Genomic DNA, 17,064 nt, shown 5'->3' on the forward strand with positions numbered 1-17,064 from the left:
GGCCGGGCCCACGGGCGCGGCGGGCACGGCGGCCACGCCTCGCCCCACCGGCCGCTCCACGACCGCCGAGAACGCCTGACGGCCGGCCGGGTTCCCGACTCATGCCGCTGCGAGGCCTGCTCCGGACCGCGTCCGGTCTGCTCCAGACGACGGCGACGGCCCGCGGCACGGCCGCGCGGGCGTCGGGCACCCTCCCGGGCGCCGTGCGCCGGGCCTCCCGTGAGGCGGTGCGCCTGCCGGGCCTGCTGGCGCGTCTCCCGGCGGCCACCGTACGGGCGTCCGAGGCGGTCGTCCAGGATCCGGCGGCCGCGCTGCGCGCCGCCATCGAGACGGTCGAGGAACGGCGGGTACACCGGGGCGAGGAGCGGACCAGCATCCGGGTCCGCGGCCTGCACCGCCCGGACCGCGCCGGCATGGCGAGCGACCTCACCGCCGGGCTGAACGGGATCGCGGGAGTGCGCCGCGCCGAGGTGAACGGCGTGCTCGGCATCGTCATGGTGGTCCACGACGGCGACGTGCCCGTCGCCGCGCTCACCGAGGTGGTCGACGCGGTCGAGAACCGGCACGGCGCCGCCGCCGAGCCGTACGCAGCACATCCCGACCCCGGCCACCGGCAGGCGGTCCTGCGGGAGACCGCGCTCACGGCGGCGTACGCGGCCGGCGCGACCGCCGCCATCGCGGGCAGGTTCGTGCTGCGCGCCGTGCCGATCCCCCCGGCCGTGGGCACCCTCGTGGCGATGGCGGACTCGACACCACAGGTACGGGAACGGCTGACGCGGCTGATCGGGCGCCCGGCCACCGACGTCCTCATCGGCGGTGGCCTCGCGAGCCTGCAGGCGCTGGCGCAGCAGCCGACCGGTCTGCTGATCGGCTCCGTGCACCGGCTGTTCCGTGTTCAGGAGGCGCGCGGGTACCAGGCCCTGTGGCACCGGCGGGCGGGGCACCTGATCCGGGAGGAGGGCTCCTTCGAGGCCCCGGCGCTGCGGGTACCCGAGCGGCCCGTGCCGCTGCCGTACGGGCCGGTGGAGCGCGCGGCCTGGACGGTGCCGACGGCGATCACCGGCGCGGTGGGCGCGTACGCCTTCACCCGCGACGCCGCGCGGGCGCAGGGAGTGCTCGCCGCCGGCGTGCCGAGGGCGGCGCGGATGGGCCGCGAGGCGTTCGCCACCCAGCTCGGCCTGGTCCTCGCCGGCCGGGACGTCGTCGTCGTCGACCTGGAGAGCCTGCGCCGGTTCGACCGGGTCGACCACGTCATCGTGGACGCGTCGGTGCTGCGCACCGGCGACATGGTGATCGAGGACGTCGTCCTCCTCCCGTCGCCGGTCACCGCCGAAGAGGCGCACGACCGCGCGCACGCCCTGGTGGACCTGAGGCGCCCGGAGGCCCGGCGGGAGGAGGGCCCCTGGGCGGTCTCCCCGCTGCGGCCGGCCGTTCTGCCGGCGGAGGCCCGGGCGCGCGCGGCCGAGCTGCGGGAGCGCGGCGCGACCGTGCTCCTGCTGACCCGGGACGGCGAACCGGCCGCCCTCGTCTCCGTCGTGGCCGAGCTCGACCCGCTCGCCGAGGCCCTGATCGACGCCGCGCGAGGAGCCGGGTCGGTGGCCGTGGCCGGCGCCTCCGCGCTGGCGCAGCGGCTGTCCGTCGACGACGCGGTCCCCGGCGGCGACCGGCTCCTCGGCTCCGTGCGCGAGGCCCAGGAGGCCGGCCGCGTCGTCGCGCTCGTCGCCGCGGGCGACGGTGCGCCGCTCGCGGCGGCGGACGTGGGGATCGGGGTGCTGGGGCCCGGCCGCCGTCCGCCCTGGGGCGCCCCCCTGCTGTGCGGGCCCGGTCTGGCCGAGGCGTGCCTGCTGCTCGGTTCCATGCCGCCGGCCCGGCGGATCAGCACGCGCGCCGCGCGGATCGCGAACGTGGGGTCGGTGGCGGGGGCGCTGCTGGCCGCGGCCGGGTCGTCCGCGCGGGCGCCCCGGCGGGCGCTGCTGGCGGTCGACCTCGCCACCGTGTCGGCGTTCACCGTGGGGTCCCTGTCGGGCCGTGCGCTGGCCCGGCGGCCCGCTCCCGTACCGCAGGACCGTACGGCCTGGCACGCGTGGCCCTCCAGAGCCGTGCTCAAGCGGCTGGGGTCGTCGGCGTCCGGCATCGACGAGGAGGAGGCCGCGCGGCGCCGCTCGGACCTGGGCGAGGTGACCCGCCCGCCCGGGTTCGCCCAGGTGACCGTCGACGAGCTGGACAACCCGCTGACGCCCGCGCTCGCGGCCGGCGCCGGGGTGTCCGCGGTGGTCGGATCGATCATGGACGCGGCCCTCATCGGCGCGGTCCTCGGGGTGAACGCGATGATGTCCGGCCTGCAGCGGGTCCGCGCCGACCGCGCGCTGCGGCAGCTCGTCGACCTGAGCGCGGTCCGTGTCCGGCTCCGGCGGCCCGGCGCGGCCGGCGCCGAGCCGCGGGCCACCGCCGACCAGCTCGTTCCGGGCGACGTCGTCGTCCTCACGGCCGGGGACGCGGTCCCGGCGGACCTGCGCCTGTTGTCGGCCAAGGACCTGGAGGTCGACGAGTCGAGCCTCACGGGCGAGTCGCAGCTGGTCACGAAGAACCCGCGGCCCAGCATGGCCCGGTCCGTCGCCGACCGGCACTCGATGCTGTACCAGGGGACGGTGATCGCGGCGGGTGACGCGGTCGGCGTTGTCGTCGCGACCGGCGCTCAGACCGAGGTGGGGCGGACGGCGCGGCAGGGCGGCGCCGAGGACCGCCCGGGCGGGGTCGAGACGCGCCTGCGCGCGCTGACCCGGGTCACCCTGCCGGTCGCCCTCGGGGCGGGTGTGGTGCTGTTCGGGACGGACCTGCTGCGCGGGGCCACGCTGGCCCGTGCCCTCGGCCCGGCGGTCAGCCTGGCCGTCGCCGCCGTGCCCGAGGGGCTGCCGTTCGTCGCCACGGCGGCCGAGCTGGCCACGGCGCGGCGGATGTCCCGTCGTGGCGCGCTCGTCCGCAATCCGCGCACGATCGAGGCGCTCGGCCGGATCGACGTCCTCTGCTTCGACAAGACCGGCACGCTGACGGAGGGGCGGCTGCGGCTGGGCCAGGTGTCCGACGGCATGGCGTCCCGTCCCGCCGAGGAGCGGCTGTCGCCGGCGTTCCGGGAGATCATCGCGGCCGCCGTCCGCGCGACGCCGGATCCCGGCGGCGGCCGGGTGCCCCACCCGACCGACCGGGCGATCCTGCGGGCCGCCCGCAAGCTCGGCATGGACGCCGCGGAGGGGCTCGGGTCGTGGGAGCGGGTCGACGAGCTGCCGTTCGAGCCCGCGCGCGGCTACCACGCCGTGCTGGGCCGTACGAACCGTCGGCAGCGGCTGAGCGTGAAGGGCGCGCCGGAGATCGTCCTGGAGGCGTGCGACACCTGGCGGCGCGACGACGGACCCGTGCCGTTCGACCAGGAGGCGCGGGAGAAGGTCGATCAGGAGGTCGACCGGCTGGCCCGCCTCGGCTACCGGGTGCTGGCGGTCGCGGAGCGCGCGGCGTCGGGACGCCGGGACCTCACCGCGGAGCGCATCGACCGGCTCGGCTTCCTCGGCCTGCTCTGCATCGCCGACCCGGTCCGGCCCACCGCCGCCGAGGCGGTGGACCGGCTGCGCAGGGCGGGCGTCGACGTGATCATGATCACGGGTGACCATCCGACCACCGCGGAGGCCATCGCGGCCGAGCTGCGGTTGCTGAACGGCCGGATCATGACCGGGCCGGATCTCGAGGCCCTGCGCGACGACGAGCTGGCCGGCGCGCTGTCGAAGGTGGCGGTCTTCGCGCGCGTCAGCCCGGCGCAGAAGGCCCGTGTCGTCCAGGCGCTGCGGGCCGCCGGGCGGGTGGTCGCCGTCACCGGCGACGGCGCCAACGACGCCCCGGCCATCCGGCTGGCCGACGTCGGCATCGCGCTCGGCGAGCGGGCCACTCCCGCCGCGCGGGAGACGGCCGACGTGGTCATCACCGACGACCGGATCGAGACGATCACCGACGCGATCGCCGACTGCCGGGCGATGTGGCGCTCGACGCGGGACGCCCTCGCCGTGCTGCTCGGCGGCAACCTCGGCGAGATCGCCTTCACCGTCGGGACCGGGCTGCTGAGCGGGCGCAGTCCCTTGAACGTACGTCAGCTGCTCCTGGTCAACCTGCTCACCGACATGCTCCCGGCGATCGCCCTGGCGGCCCGCCCGCCGTCCGGCGTGACGAGCGAGGAGCTGCTGGCGGAGGGCCCGGATCGCTCGCTCGGGAGCGCGCTCACCCATGACGTCACGGTCCGCGCGGGCACGACGGCGGGGGCGGCGCTGGCGGCCTGGACGCTGGCCCGGACCTGCGGAACGCGCGGCCAGGCCGACACCACGGGCCTCGTCGCGCTCGTCACCACACAGCTCGCGCAGACGATCGTCGCGGGCGGGCGCGACCCGCTGGTGCTCGGCTGCGGTCTCGCGTCCCTCGGCGCCCTGGTGTTCATCGTGCAGGTGCCGGGCCTCAGCCACTTCTTCGGCTGCCGGCCGCTGCTGCCCCACTGCTGGGCCATCGCCCTCGGGTCGGGTCTGGGCCTGGCGCTGACGGCCGTGCTGCTCACCCGGATCCGGCGACCAGCCGTCTGACTTGGGAAAATGTTCACCTACCCGTCACCTGCCACCGTAACCATCGATCCGGACAACAAGGCATAATTCAGGCGGAAGGTATCCCCACTCACCCCGTAGGTGCCCCACCATGCCTGACCTCGTGTCGACCGTCCTCGCCAAGGCCCTCGTGATGCTCGTCGAGGCGCTCGTGACCCGGCTGGCCCTCTACCTGGTCCGCACCGGAACGTCCGGACAGCTCTGGGCCGCCGCCTGAGCCGCGATCTCCCGGCGTCCCCACCCGGCCCCGCGGCCGCGCGTCGTCCCGGGCCCGGCCCGCGGTCGCTCGTCGTCTCCTAGAAGTCGGCGAGCAGGCGGGCCGCCGCGATCTCCAGCCGCGCCTGGATCTCCTCGTTCGTGGTGTGGCCGCGGAGCATCTCGATCATCTCCATCACCCACACGCTGCCGAGCGAGCGCAGGAGGATCCGGCTCTCCTCGCCCTCCGCGGCGTGGAGGTCGGTCCCGGTCACCCGGGCCAGCATCCCGGTCATGCGGTTGCCGAAGTCGGTCTTGACGTCCGACAGCAGCAGTGACCGGATCAGCGCGTCGGCCAGCTCCGGCTCGCGCATCAACCCGCGCGTCGCGCGCATCAGGACCTCGACGGCGCGCCCGGCCGCGGTCGCCGAGCGCGGCGGCCGGCGCTCCAGGCTCCCCTCGAGGGTGTCCATCTCCTCGCTGACGACCGCGACGACCAGGTCCATCTTCGACGGGAAGTAGCGGTAGAGCGTGCCGAGGGCGACGCCGGCGCGCTCGGCGACGGTCCTCATCTGCATCGCCTCGACCCCGCCGCGAGAGGCGAGGGCCGCTGCCGCCTGGACGATGCGCCGGCGGCGCTGGTGCTGACTGCGGGAGCGGACCCCCGGGTGGCTGGCGGCTGTGGACTCTGCCGTCACGACGACTCCTCGGCTGTGGGCGCGGTGCCCCGCCCGCGCGTTCCGGAGATCAGCCTACCGCCCGGTGAGAACACGTTATGCATGGCCGTTTCCGGGACGCCTGGGGTCCGGTCGGCCGAGGTAAGCGGAGCCTGACGTGACCGGGAGGCGGGCGGGCGATCACCGATGGTGGACACTTACTAGAATCTGTTCTAGTTTTCTTCCGGTGAGCCCGGGAGGTGACGCGGTGTCCATGACGGTGGCCGGGCTGCTCCGGGAGCGGTCCGCCGACGACCGCGTCGGACTCCGCGCCGCCGGCGACGCCTGGACCTGGCGCGCGGTCACCGGGGAGTGCGCCGAGCGCGCCGGCTGGATGGCCGGGATCACGGGCGGCCGACCCGGGGCGCGCCCCCTGCACGTCGGCGTCCTGCTCGACAACGTCCCCGAGATGGTCTTCCTGCTCGGCGGCGCGGCCCTGTCCGGCAACGTGATCGTCGCCCTCAACACGACGCGCGGCGCCGGCGAACTCGCCGACGACGCCGCGCGCGCCGACTGCGACCTGCTCGTGACGGAGCCGCGCCACGCCGCCCTCGCACAGGAGATCGCCGCCCGCACGGGCCTGCCGGTCACCCCGCCGGGGCGCGCCGCGCCCATCGGCGAGCCCGCGCCGGTCGCCCCGGACACCCTCCTGATGCTGATCTTCACGTCCGGCACGTCGGGGCGGCCCCGGGCGGTGCGGGTCACCCACCGCAAGATCGTCGTCCCCGGCACGGTGCTGGCCGGCCGCCTCCTGCGGCCCGGCGACGTCGTGTACTGCCCCATGCCGCTCTTCCACTCCGGCGCGATCATGGCGGCGTACGCCCCGGCGCTGGTCGCCGGCGCGCAGCTCGTCCTCCGCGCCCGGTTCTCCGCCTCCGGGACGCTCCCGGACGTCCGCCGGTACGGCTGCACGTACCTGCACTACGTCGGCACGGCGCTGTCCTACGTCCTGGCGACGCCCGAGCGCGCCGACGACGCGGACAACCCGCTCCGCGTCGCGTTCGGCAACGAGGCCGCGCCCCTGGAACAGCGGCGGTTCGCCGAACGGTTCGGCTGCGCGGTCGTCGACGGGTACGGCTCGACCGAGACCGCGATCACCCTGTCGCCCGATCCCGCCGGCCCGCCCGGGGCGCTCGGCCGCCTCGGCGACGGGATCGAGATCCTCGACCCGGCCACCGGCCGGGAGTGCCCGCCCGCGCGGCTGGACGCCGCCGGCCGCGTCCTGAACGGCGACGAGGCCATCGGCGAGCTCGTGAACACCCGCGGGCCCGGCCTCTTCGACGGCTACTACGGCGAGGACGGCGGCGACCGGCTCCGGGACGGCATGTTCTGGAGCGGCGACCTCGCCTACCGGGACGCGGACGGCTTCGTGTTCTTCGCCGGGCGGGACGCCGACCGCCTGCGCGTCGACGGGGAGAACTTCGGCGCCGCCCAGGTCGAGCGGGTCCTCGGCGAGCTGCCCGGCGCCGCGGCACTCGCCGTGTACGGCGTGCCGGACGCCGCGGCGGGGGATCAGGTCATGGTGGCACTGGTCGGCTCCTTCGACCCCGGGCGGTTCGCCGCGTTCCTGCGCGGGCGCGCCGACCTGAGCCCCAAGTGGACGCCGCGCTACGTCCGGGTCGCCGAGCGGCTGCCGTCCACCGCGTCGAACAAGGTGATCCGGCGCGCGCTGGCGGCGGACGCCTGGAACACCACGGACCCGGTCTGGTGGCGGCCCGGCCGGGAGCTCCGGTACCGCCGGCTGACCGGCGAGGACACCGACCGGCTGCGCGCTGCGTTCGAGAGCCGGGGCAGGGGACACCTGTGGCCCGCCGGAACCGGCCGGGCGGCGGGAACCGCGACGTGAGGAGGGCGACGATGGACTTCGACCTGGACGAGAACGCGCGCGAGCTGCGGGACCTGGCGGCCGGTCTGTTCGACCGCGAGGTGACGGCGGAGCGCCTGGCCGCGCACGAGAGGTCCGGCGCGCCGTACGACGCCGGGCTGTGGCGGGCGATGGCGCGGGCCGGCCTCCTCGGGGCCTGCCTCCCCGAGGAGGCCGGCGGCGCCGGCCTCGGCGCGGTGGAACTCGCCGTGCTCCTGCGCCAGGTCGGCACGCACGTCGCCCCGGTCCCCGCGTGGGGCTCCCTCGTCGCGGCGGCGACCGTGGCCGCACACGGCACCGGGGAACAGCGAGCCAGGCTCGCCGACCTCGCCGCGGGCGGCGCGGTCCTCAGCGTGGCCGTCCGCGAGCCGGGCGCCGGCGCGACCACCACGACGCGCCCCGGGACGGGTTCCGGCCGGACCACGGCGGCGGCCCACGGACCGGGCTCCGGTCTCATCACGACGGCGCGCCGGGACGGGGACGCGTACGTCCTCGACGGGGTCAAGACCTTCGTCCCGTACGCCGAGCAGGCCGACGCCGTCCTCGTCCCGGCGCGGATGGGGGAGGAGACCGGCGTCTTCCTCGTGGAGCCCGGCACGGTGGCGCTCGCCCCGCAGCCGTCCGCCACCGGCGAGCCGCTGTGGCGCATCGGCCTGGACGGCGTACGGGTCGGCGCGGACGCCCTGCTCGGCGGCGGCGCGCACGAGACCCTCGCCGAGTACGCCACCGCCGGCGCGGTCGCCATCGTCGCCGGAGCGCTGGACGCGGCCCTCGAACTGACCACCGCGCACGTCAGGACCCGTGAGCAGTTCGAGCGGCCGCTCGCGGAGTTCCAGGCCGTGACCATGCAGATCGGCGACGTGTACATCGCCAAGCGGGCGCTCGACGTGGCGGTCTGGGCGGGCGTGTGGCGGCTCGCCGAGGGCCTCCCCGACGCGGCCGAGGTGCTCGCCGTCGCCGCGTACAACGCGTGCGACCCCGCGCTGCACGCCTTCTACACCTGCCAGCACCTGCACGGCGGCCTCGGCCTGGACGTGACCTACCCGCTGCACCGGTACTTCGCCTGGGCCAAGCACCACGCGCACCTGCTGGGCGGCGCCGAGGCGCAGTTGGACGCGATTGGAGCTCTGGTGGCCTGATGTTCATCGACCTGACCGGCGAGCAGAAGACGCTGCGCTCCGAGCTGCGCGCGTACTTCGCCTCGTGCCTGACCGACGCGCAGCGGAACGAGATCGCCGACGACCCCTTCGGCACCGCGTACATGGCGCACTGCCGGCGGCTCGGCCGGGACGGCATGCTCGGCCTCGCGCTGCCGAGGGAGTACGGCGGCGGGGGGTTCGGCCCCGTCGAACAGCAGATCTTCGCCAACGAGATCGCCCGCGCCGAGGTCCCGTACCCGATCATCACGCTGAACACCGTCGCGCCGACGCTCGTGCAGTTCGGCACCGACGCGCAGAAGAAACGGTTCCTGCCGGGCATCCTCGCCGGGGAGTGCCACTTCGCGATCGGCTACAGCGAGCCCGGCGCCGGAACGGACCTGGCGGCGCTGCGCACCACGGCCGTACGGGACGGCGACCACTACATCGTCAACGGCCAGAAGATCTTCACCTCGGGCGCGCACTACGCCGACCACATCTGGCTGGCCGCGCGGACCGACCCGGACGCCGAGAAGCACAAGGGCATCTCGATGCTCATCGTCGACTGCCGGGACCCCGGCTTCTCCTGGACGCCGATCGTCACGATGGACGGCCGCCACCACACCAACGCCACCTACTACCAGGACGTCACCGTCCCGGCCGACCTGCTCGTCGGCGAGGAGAACCGGGGCTGGGACCTCATCGTCAACCAGCTCAACCACGAGCGGGTCACGCTCGGCCCCGCGGGCAACATCGGGCATACCTACGACCGGTTCGCCCACTGGGCGCGGACCAAGACGGGACCCGACGGCCGTCCCCTCATCGAGCACCCCGACGTACGGCGCGCGGTCGCGCGGGTCCACGCGTACCTGCGGGTCAACGAGCTGCTGAACTGGCAGGTCGCCGCCAATATGGACCTCGGCTGGCTCGGCGCGCCCGACGCGTCCGCCACCAAGATCTACGGGTCGGAGCGCATGCAGGACGTCGGCCGCGTCGTCGGCGACGTCCTCGCCCGGTACGGCGACCCCGGCGACGAGGAGACCCGCGACCTCATCGAACGCCTCGACCACGGCGTGAAGGGCGCGATCGTGCTGACGTTCGGCGGCGGCGTCAACGAGATCCAGCGGGAGTTGATCGCGATGATCGGCCTCGGACTGCCGCGAGCCCCCCGGTGACCGCCGCGAGCCCCCGGCGGGGGGACGCACTGCACGATCGGTTGACGGTCCTCGCGGAGGAGCTGACCGCCCTCGGGGAGCGGCCCGCCGGACCCTGCCCGGACCCGGTGAACGCCCCGATGATCCGTAACTGGACCCAGGCGCTCGGCGACCACGACGCCCGCTGGGCCGAGACGGCGCCGCCCGCGATGATCCAGGTCTGGTCGATGCCCGGCCTGAACCGGGACAAGCCCGGCACCATCGCCGACCGGATCCTCGCCCTGCTGAACGAGTCCGGCTTCACCGGCGTGGTCGCCACCAACTGCGAGCAGACCTACGACCGGTACCTGCGGCACGGCGAGGAACTGCGCTCGACGATGCGCTTCGGCGGCCTCACCGGGCCGAAACGCACCGGCCTCGGTGAGGGCTACTTCGTCACCTGGCACCAGACCTGGTACGCCGAGGGCGAGCGCGTCGCCGAGATGATGTTCCGGGTGCTGAAGTTCCGTCCGCGCGCGGCGGGCGGCCCGCCGGCGAAGGGACGCCGGGCCCGGCCGGCCATCGGCCCGGACACCCGGTTCTTCTGGGACGGCCTACGGGACGGAGAGCTGCGCGTCCAGCGCTGCGCCGAGTGCGGACGGCTCCGCCATCCGCCCGGCCCGATGTGCCCGGAGTGCCACGCGACCAAGCGCGAGCACGTCACCGTCAGCGGGCGTGGCACGCTCCACAGCTACGTCGTCCACCACCATCCGCCGGTCCCCGGGTTCGACCCGCCCTTCGTCGTCGCGCTCGTCGACCTGGAGGAGGGCGTGCGCATGGTCGGCGACCTCCTCGGCTGCCCACCCGACCAGGTACGGATCGGCATGCCGGTCGAGGCGGTCCTCCAGAAGATCGACGACGACCTAGTCCTGCCCCAGTGGCGCCCGGCCGGCTCCGCCCCGAAGCCGCCGCCCGCACAGGGCGCGGAGCCGGCGGCGCAGGGCGCGGAGTCGGTCGCCCAGGGCACGGAGCCGGCGAAGGCCGCGGCGGAGCTGGCCGCGCTGAGCGTCGACCTGACGCCGACCTTCGTCATCTCCACCGCCCTCGCGACCCGCGACTTCACGCCGGTCCACCACGACACCGCACTGGCCCGGGCCCAGGGATCCACGGACATCTTCCTGAACATCCTCACCACGATGGGCCTGGTCCAGAGGTACGTCCTCGAACGTCTGCCGGGCGCCGTCCTGGAGGGCGTCTCCGTACGCCTCGGCGTCCCCGCGTACGCCGGGGACACGCTGACCCTGACCGGCCGCGCTCTCGATGACCGCACCGTGGAGGTGCGCGGCGCCGTGAGCCTCGGCGACCACGCCATCGCCACCGTACGACTCAAGGGGTGACCATGAGCATCTCCGGGACGGCGGCGATCGCCGGGATCGGGGCGACCGAGTTCTCCAAGGAGTCGGGCCGCTCGGAGCTCCAGCTCGCCGCCGAGGCCTGCATCGACGCGCTCAAGGACGCCGGGCTGACGCCGGCCGACGTCGACGGCCTGGTGACCTTCACGGCGGACGCCAGCACCGAGATCGCGGTGGCGCGTGAGCTCGGTGTCCCGGGCCTGTCCTTCTTCTCCCGTGTGGACTACGGCGGCGGCGCGGCCTGCGGGACCGTCGCGCACGCGGCGATGGCGATCGCGACCGGGCTGGCGGAGACGGTCGTGTGCTACCGGGCGTTCAACGAGCGCTCGGGGCGCCGCTTCGGCCGGGCGGCGGCCCGCTCCGAGCACGCCGCCGGCACCGCCGACCTGGAGTTCTCCTGGCACCTGCCGTACGGCTTCGCCACGCCGGCCGCCTGGGTCGCGATGTACGCCCGGCGGTACATGCACGAGTACGGGGCGACCAGCGAGGACTTCGGCCGGGTCGCCGTGGCGATGCGCCGCCACGCGGCGACCAACCCGAACGCGTGGTTCCACGAGCGGCCGATCACCCTGGAGGACCACCAGGCCAGCCGGTGGGTCGTCGAGCCGCTCCACCTGCTGGACTGCTGCCAGGAGTCCGACGGCGGCGTCGCGATCGTCGTGACGAGCGCCGAACGCGCCCGCGACCTGCCGCACCCGCCCGCCGTGATCGGCGCGGCGGCGCAGGGTTCCGGGCCCGGCCAGATGATGATGTTCTCCTACTACGAGGGCGACCTGACGACCCTTCCGGCGATGGGCCGCGTGGGGGAGACGCTCTGGCGGCAGGCGGGCCTGGGGCCCGCCGACGTGCAGGCGGCGATCCTGTACGACCACTTCACGCCGTTCGTGCTCGTGCAGCTGGAGGAGCTCGGCTTCTGCGGACGCGGCGAGGCGAAGGACTTCGTCGCGGACGGCGGCATCGAGGTCGACGGCCGGCTCCCGGTGAACCCGAACGGCGGCCAGCTCGGCGAGGCGTACATCCACGGCATGAACGGCATCGCCGAGGCGGTCCGCCAGATCCGCGGCACGTCCGTCAACCAGGTCCCCGGCGTCGCGAACGTCCTCGTGACCGCCGGCACCGGTGTCCCCACCAGCGGCCTCATCCTCACCCGCCCCTGACCCTCACGGGGCGCCACGCCGCGCCGCTTCTTGAGGCGCCGACCACTCAGGCACGTTGGCGCCGCCGTTGACGGAGCGGACCTGGCGAACCGGTCATCGACCCGGCAACCTCGACGGCGAAGTGACCACATCGGTGGCGCGAAGCGGGGCTGGAGCTCGTCGCGGCAGCGTGGACAAGGTGCGGGCGGCGGCACATCCTGGAGGCATGAACGAGGATCAGGATCGCGGAGCCGGCGCACCCTCTCAGCGATGGCGCACTCTTCCGCCGCGAGTGGACCTCCGGGACACGATCGCGGTCCAGGAGACGCCGCCCAAGCCAGAGGTGATCAGCACTCCGGCGGACCCCCTTCGCGAGGCCGTCAACGTCGGCGGCTGACCGCGCGGACCGATGAGGCGAAGTGGCCCGTCCCGGACGGCGATCCCCTCACCCGGGCGTGATCGATCCCTGGGAGCGGGTCTCAGACGGTCCAGTCCACGATCGGTGTCCTACGGCTTGTAGTACATGGGCCGGTGGAGGCCCGATCGTGTGCGGACGAGGGCGTACGGGCCGGGTCAGCGCGCCAGGCACTCGCGCAGGGCGGTGATCAAACGGTTCGCGCGGTCGTCCCCGTGTCCGACCATGCGGTTGGCCAGGTACGCGAACCCGACGCCGAACTCGTCGTCGCCGAACGCGAACTGGCCGCCGGCCCCGTCGTTGCCGAAGCTGCGCCGGCCGAGCATCGGCCGGAACGACGAGTCGAGCAGAAAGCCCGAGCCCCAGCGCACCCCGGCGTCGAAGCCCAGATATCCCGTCCCCGACGACACCTCCCGGACCGCGTCCGTCACCGTGTCCGGCGTGAGCAGCCGTTCGCGGCCCTCGACGCCGGTGACCGCCGCCGCGTACAGCCCGGCGAGCCCGCTCGCGGACGCGGTGCCGCCCGCACCGGGCAGTTCCACGCCGAGCAGCGCCGGGTCGTTCCAGCCGTGCGGCTCGTCCAGGCCGGGGAAGGCCAGCGCGCCGTTCATCGTCACCATGCGGGTGAGCAGGTGCTCGGGCCCTGGCATCGCGGGACGGCCCTCGGCCTCGGCGAGCCAGGCCCGGCCGTCCATCTCCTGTTCCGGCAGGGCGATCCAGGCGCGCAGCCTCAGCGGGTCGCCCACGGCCTCGCGGAAGTAGGCACCCGGGGTCAGCCCGGTGACGCGCCGGATCACCTCACCGAGGAGGAAGCCGAAGACGTGGCCGTGGTACTCGTACGCCGTGTCCGGCTCCCACAGCGGTTTCTGCTCCTCGATGGCGCGGATCACCGGCGTCCAGGCGGCGATCTCCGCGAACGAGAGCGTCTCGTCGAGGACGGGGACTCCCGCGCGATGCCCGAGCACCATGCGGCATGTGATCGCCTCCTTGCCGTTCCGCGCGAACCCGGGCCAGTAGCGGCTGACCGGCGCGTCGAGATCGAGGCGTCCCTCCTGCGCGAGGAGGTGGACGCACACGCTGACGATGCCCTTGGTGCAGGAGAAGATCGGCACGACCGTGTCCCGCTCCCAGGCCCGGCCGGTCCGCTCGTCCGCGACCCCGCCCCAGAGGTCCACGACCTTGCGGCCGCCGGCGTAAACCGCGACCGCGGCCCCGAGTTCGGGGAAGTCCGTGAAGTTACGCGCGAACGCGTCGGCGACCGCTCCGAAGCGCTCGTCGGCCCATCCGTGATATCGCTCCACTGTTTCCGTCCTTACACGTCGTCGATCAGGGCATGCGTTCGTCGCGCCCGCCCGCTTCGGGAGGCTGGTGCGACGGCCAGTTCTCCAGGAGGACATGGAGCGCGTCGAGCGAGCGCGACCACGAGTCCTCGACCTGGCGGGAGTGTGCGAAACCGCCGCTGAGCTCCAGGTGGATGTAGCCGTGGAAGGCCGCGCGCAGCAGCCGCCCGGCGTCGGTCAGGTCCGGCTCGCTCAGGCCGTAGGCGCGGAGCATGCCGTAGGTCAGCTCGACGCTGCGGCGCAGGGCCACGGAGTCCGCGACCTCCTCGGGATCGAACTGCATCTGGGTCGCGGCGTACCGGCCGGGATGCTCCAGGGCGAACCGCCGGTAGGCGTTCGCGAAGGCGACCAGCGCGTCCTTGCCCGCCCGGCCCGCCACCTCGGCGGCGATGCGTTCGGTCATCTCCGCACCGCCGAGCAGGGCGATCCGGACCCGCAGCTCGCGCAGGTTCTTGACGTGCGAGTAGAGGCTGGCGTCCTTCACTCCGAACCGCCGCGCGAGCGCGGAGATGGTGACCTGGTCGAGCCCGACCTCGTCCGCCATCTCCGCGGCCGCCTCGGTCACCTTCGCCGCACTGAGACCTGCCCGGACCACCCGCCGCCCCCAACTCTCCTAGACGCTCTAGGTTTTACCCTAGCGGCATTAGGAAGCTGACGCCGCGCTGTCGGCGCTTCAGCCGCGCGCCGTCTCGGGACGAGGGTCGGGCAGCAGGGCGCCGGTGACGAGCGGCCAGGTGGACGCGCGCAGACTCATCCGGTCCTCGTACGGGTACCGGTCCCACTCGTCGGCCGGCGGCGGCGCGGTGACGAAGCAGCGATGGAGGAGCAGCTCGCGCCGGCGCGCCAAAGGCACTCCGGCGTCGAGGTCGTCGCGACGGCGGCGTCGACGAGGCGTGACGGCGCCCGCACGCGGACACCCGCTCGGCAGAACAGCAGGTCACCGAATCGGTGGCCGGGCCACAGGACGTCCTCCACCGTGACCGCGTCCGCGTCCTCATCGGTCGTGACCGCGAAGATCTCATGGTGGAACGGTGAGAAGACGGCGGCCGGGGGGAGGCGTTCGAGTCCGACCTCGGTGAAGAACCACTCATGTACGGCGAGCGGAGCCCGGTCGAGCGCGCGCCCGCCGGTACGGCCCATGATCGAGGTGCCCGCCGGGCCGCCCAGTTCGAGCAGGAGGTCGCTGACCCGACTGACCGCGTACAACGCGTAGAGCGCCTCCTGGTACCACGCCCGGGACTCCTCCGTGCCGCCCGATGGTTCCGGCGGCGTCTCGCGGTGGCGTAGTGCGGCCGCGTCCGCCTGAGAGAGCGCGCGCAAGGCGAACGTGCTGGATTGAACCGTCGAGCGTTCTGCTCCGTATGCCGGAGAAGAGGGGGTCTGTGTCGCTGGAGCGAAGGGGATGAGGCAGTGCTGTCGGATGAATCGCCGGGCGTACGAGCCCAATGGCAGGCTTGCCGGGCGAAGACCCGCTGTGCGCGTGGTGCCCGGCATGTCACCGGGGCGGACATCGTCCGGATCTCCCGTACGCTCGCCGTGGAACCGTGGCAATTCACGCAGACCGCGCCCGCCGTGGCCGGCGACCCCACCGGGATCGTCCTCGACAAAGGTCGGCGCCGGGTCTTCCTCAAGCTCGCCAACGCCATGCACGGGTGCGTCTTCTCGGTCCGCACTCCTAGCGGTGCGACCTGCTGTGGCCTGGGAGATGTCGCTCCGGCCTCGTGCCGGATCTTCCCGGCCGCCACGAAGGACGGCGCTCCGGAGGTACGTTCCGAGCCCGGCTGTGACTGCCGGGAGTGGAAGCTGGAGGATCTGGACCAGGAGGCGCTGACCGAAACCCTGCGCACCTGGTCGGCCGATCGCGACCATTGGTTCGAGGTCGTGGCGCGGTGGAACGCGCTGGCCACCGAGTCCGATGAGGACCTGAGCATCGAGGACTTCCAGCGCTACCTGCTCGAGGCGCAGTACGCCCGTGAGGCCGGTGCCGGGTGGCCCGAGGAGGTGACGGCATGAACGGCAGCGGTGCCAATGTCGCGGGTTGCGCCGGTTGCGCCGGCAAATGCTGCCGCTCGTACGCCGTCGGAGTCACCATCAGGGATGTCCGGGCGCTCGTCGAAGGAACCGCCATGCGTCCCAGCGACTTCCTCAGGCTTCGGGACGCCGACGGGGAGGGCTTCCGCCTCCGGCCGGACGGGCCCGCGAAGGAGGTCTATCTGCAACGCAGGTCGGCGACCGGCGCCTGCGTGTTCCTCATGGAGATCGCCTCCGGCAATGCCAGGTGCGGTGTCTACGCCCACCGCCCGCTGGTGTGCAGCACCTTCCCCCTGACCCTTCAACGTGGCGTGGTGACGACCCGCGAGGACACGGTCTGCGGTCCCGGCTCCTGGAACCTCGCCACGATGGACCTTCCCGCCTACCGGCGCGACCTCACCCGCGACCGATCGGCCCGGGCCGAAGATCGACAGGTCATGCGGGCCTGGAACAAGACCATCGATCTCCAGGGTTGGAACGCGACCCCCGACGACCTCTACGAATATCTGCTGAACTGCCCGCTCGAAGTGGCGGCGGAAGGTCACGAGGACTGAGCACCACGGCCGCGCGTAGGCCCCTTTCTCGTTCGTCGCGCGTGACGGCCTTGGCCTCAACGCAGGACCTCGGCCGACCGCCGCGCGGGTTGGAAGCCGCTCACGGGCCGAAGCGGGCCCAGACGACCTTGCCGACGCGCCGCGCGGGGTACCAGCCGAGCCGCCCGCCGGTGAGCTCGTTGATGATGAACAGGCCGCGCCCGGTCTCGGCGGCCGCGTCCGCGGCGACGATCCGGGGCAGGTTGGCGCCGTCCGGGTCCCACACGCCGACCTCGCCGACGCCGTACCGCGGAGTCGCGACCCAGGTGAGGATCACCCTGCCCGGGTAGAGCCGGCAGGCGTTCGTCGTGAGCTCCGTCAGGATCAGCCGGCCGAGATGGCGGGTTTCCTGCGACAGGCCCCATGAGTCGGCGGCCTGGTCGACGAGATTGCGCACCAAGTAGACATTCTCGGCGCAGGCGTGCAATTCAAGCGTGAGACGGGGCGGCGGGGCCCATTCGT

15 protein-coding genes are annotated in these 17,064 nt (G+C 73.9%); 10 read left to right on the forward strand and 5 right to left on the reverse strand.

All coding sequences use genetic code 11. From position 1 onward, the window contains the following. Nucleotides 1-101 precede the first annotated feature (101 nt). Nucleotides 102-4,613, forward strand: a complete 4,512-nt coding sequence (locus tag NE235_RS23905) for a cation-translocating P-type ATPase (protein ID WP_252806682.1) — start codon at nucleotides 102-104, stop codon at nucleotides 4,611-4,613. 109 nt (nucleotides 4,614-4,722) lie between these two features. Then, nucleotides 4,723-4,848, forward strand: a complete 126-nt coding sequence (locus NE235_RS37630; protein ID WP_289849127.1) for a hypothetical protein — start codon at nucleotides 4,723-4,725, stop codon at nucleotides 4,846-4,848. Between the two features lie 79 nt (nucleotides 4,849-4,927). Here the strand turns inward: NE235_RS37630 and NE235_RS23910 are convergent, their stop codons facing one another. Beyond that, nucleotides 4,928-5,524, reverse strand: a complete 597-nt coding sequence (locus NE235_RS23910; RefSeq protein WP_252806684.1) for a TetR family transcriptional regulator — start codon at nucleotides 5,522-5,524, stop codon at nucleotides 4,928-4,930. Between the two features lie 232 nt (nucleotides 5,525-5,756). Between NE235_RS23910 and NE235_RS23915 the strand changes: the two genes are divergently transcribed. From NE235_RS23915 to NE235_RS23945, 6 genes are all read left to right on the forward strand, one after another. Further along, on the forward strand, nucleotides 5,757-7,388 hold the full coding sequence (locus NE235_RS23915; protein WP_252806952.1) for an AMP-binding protein: 1,632 nt from the start codon (nucleotides 5,757-5,759) through the stop codon (nucleotides 7,386-7,388). A gap of 11 nt (nucleotides 7,389-7,399) precedes the next feature. After that, entirely contained in the window at nucleotides 7,400-8,545 is a 1,146-nt protein-coding gene (locus tag NE235_RS23920) for an acyl-CoA dehydrogenase family protein (protein ID WP_252806687.1), read from the forward strand. Continuing rightward, nucleotides 8,545-9,717, forward strand: a complete 1,173-nt coding sequence (locus NE235_RS23925) for an acyl-CoA dehydrogenase family protein (RefSeq protein ID WP_252806689.1) — start codon at nucleotides 8,545-8,547, stop codon at nucleotides 9,715-9,717. The genes NE235_RS23920 and NE235_RS23925 overlap by 1 nt, the downstream gene beginning before the upstream one ends. 41 nt (nucleotides 9,718-9,758) lie before the next feature. Further along, nucleotides 9,759-11,072: an OB-fold domain-containing protein gene (locus tag NE235_RS37635; RefSeq protein ID WP_289849128.1), complete on the forward strand. Its 1,314-nt coding sequence runs from the start codon at nucleotides 9,759-9,761 to the stop codon at nucleotides 11,070-11,072. A gap of 2 nt (nucleotides 11,073-11,074) precedes the next feature. Then, a complete protein-coding gene (locus NE235_RS23940) occupies nucleotides 11,075-12,244 on the forward strand; it encodes a lipid-transfer protein (protein WP_252806690.1) in 1,170 nt (389 codons plus the stop codon). A gap of 205 nt (nucleotides 12,245-12,449) precedes the next feature. Next, the gene (locus tag NE235_RS23945; protein ID WP_252806692.1) at nucleotides 12,450-12,620 is read left to right on the forward strand and encodes a hypothetical protein; all 171 of its coding nucleotides are present in this window, start codon (nucleotides 12,450-12,452) and stop codon (nucleotides 12,618-12,620) included. Nucleotides 12,621-12,796: 176 nt separating this feature from the next. Here NE235_RS23945 and NE235_RS23950 read toward each other — a convergent pair whose 3' ends face one another. The 3 genes from NE235_RS23950 to NE235_RS23960 all read right to left on the reverse strand — a co-directional run bounded on the left by NE235_RS23950 (nucleotide 12,797) and on the right by NE235_RS23960 (nucleotide 15,298). Next, nucleotides 12,797-13,939: a serine hydrolase domain-containing protein gene (locus NE235_RS23950; protein ID WP_252806694.1), complete on the reverse strand. Its 1,143-nt coding sequence runs from the start codon at nucleotides 13,937-13,939 to the stop codon at nucleotides 12,797-12,799. 25 nt (nucleotides 13,940-13,964) lie between these two features. Then, nucleotides 13,965-14,573, reverse strand: coding sequence for a TetR/AcrR family transcriptional regulator (locus NE235_RS23955; protein WP_252806696.1), 609 nt, complete (start codon nucleotides 14,571-14,573; stop codon nucleotides 13,965-13,967). A 155-nt stretch (nucleotides 14,574-14,728) separates the two neighbouring features. Continuing rightward, a complete protein-coding gene (locus tag NE235_RS23960) occupies nucleotides 14,729-15,298 on the reverse strand; it encodes a hypothetical protein (RefSeq protein WP_252806698.1) in 570 nt (189 codons plus the stop codon). Nucleotides 15,299-15,514: 216 nt separating this feature from the next. On the opposite strand from NE235_RS23960, the gene NE235_RS23965 reads away from it, so the two are divergent. Both NE235_RS23965 and NE235_RS23970 read left to right on the forward strand, forming a co-directional pair. Then, a complete protein-coding gene (locus NE235_RS23965) occupies nucleotides 15,515-15,991 on the forward strand; it encodes a hypothetical protein (RefSeq protein ID WP_252806700.1) in 477 nt (158 codons plus the stop codon). Continuing rightward, nucleotides 15,988-16,563 carry a YkgJ family cysteine cluster protein gene (locus tag NE235_RS23970; protein WP_252806702.1) on the forward strand — a complete coding sequence of 192 codons (576 nt, stop codon included), beginning with the start codon at nucleotides 15,988-15,990 and terminating at the stop codon, nucleotides 16,561-16,563. The genes NE235_RS23965 and NE235_RS23970 overlap by 4 nt, the downstream gene beginning before the upstream one ends. A 100-nt stretch (nucleotides 16,564-16,663) precedes the next feature. On the opposite strand, the gene NE235_RS23975 is transcribed toward NE235_RS23970, so the two are convergent. After that, the gene (locus NE235_RS23975; RefSeq protein ID WP_252806704.1) at nucleotides 16,664-17,002 is read right to left on the reverse strand and encodes an ATP-binding protein; all 339 of its coding nucleotides are present in this window, start codon (nucleotides 17,000-17,002) and stop codon (nucleotides 16,664-16,666) included. Nucleotides 17,003-17,064 lie beyond the last annotated feature (62 nt).

It is taken from the genome of Actinoallomurus spadix, assembly GCF_024055725.1.
In the GTDB taxonomy this organism is placed as follows: domain Bacteria; phylum Actinomycetota; class Actinomycetes; order Streptosporangiales; family Streptosporangiaceae; genus Actinoallomurus; species Actinoallomurus spadix.

Coding starts and splice junctions, on each gene's coding strand:
- NE235_RS23920 (WP_252806687.1), top strand. CDS start 7,400: ATGGACTTCGACCTGGACGAGAACGCGCGCGAGCTGCGGGACCTGGCG.
- NE235_RS37630 (WP_289849127.1), top strand. CDS start 4,723: ATGCCTGACCTCGTGTCGACCGTCCTCGCCAAGGCCCTCGTGATGCTC.
- NE235_RS23940 (WP_252806690.1), top strand. CDS start 11,075: ATGAGCATCTCCGGGACGGCGGCGATCGCCGGGATCGGGGCGACCGAG.
- NE235_RS23945 (WP_252806692.1), top strand. CDS start 12,450: ATGAACGAGGATCAGGATCGCGGAGCCGGCGCACCCTCTCAGCGATGG.
- NE235_RS23905 (WP_252806682.1), top strand. CDS start 102: ATGCCGCTGCGAGGCCTGCTCCGGACCGCGTCCGGTCTGCTCCAGACG.
- NE235_RS23915 (WP_252806952.1), top strand. CDS start 5,757: ATGACGGTGGCCGGGCTGCTCCGGGAGCGGTCCGCCGACGACCGCGTC.
- NE235_RS23970 (WP_252806702.1), top strand. CDS start 15,988: ATGAACGGCAGCGGTGCCAATGTCGCGGGTTGCGCCGGTTGCGCCGGC.
- NE235_RS23925 (WP_252806689.1), top strand. CDS start 8,545: ATGTTCATCGACCTGACCGGCGAGCAGAAGACGCTGCGCTCCGAGCTG.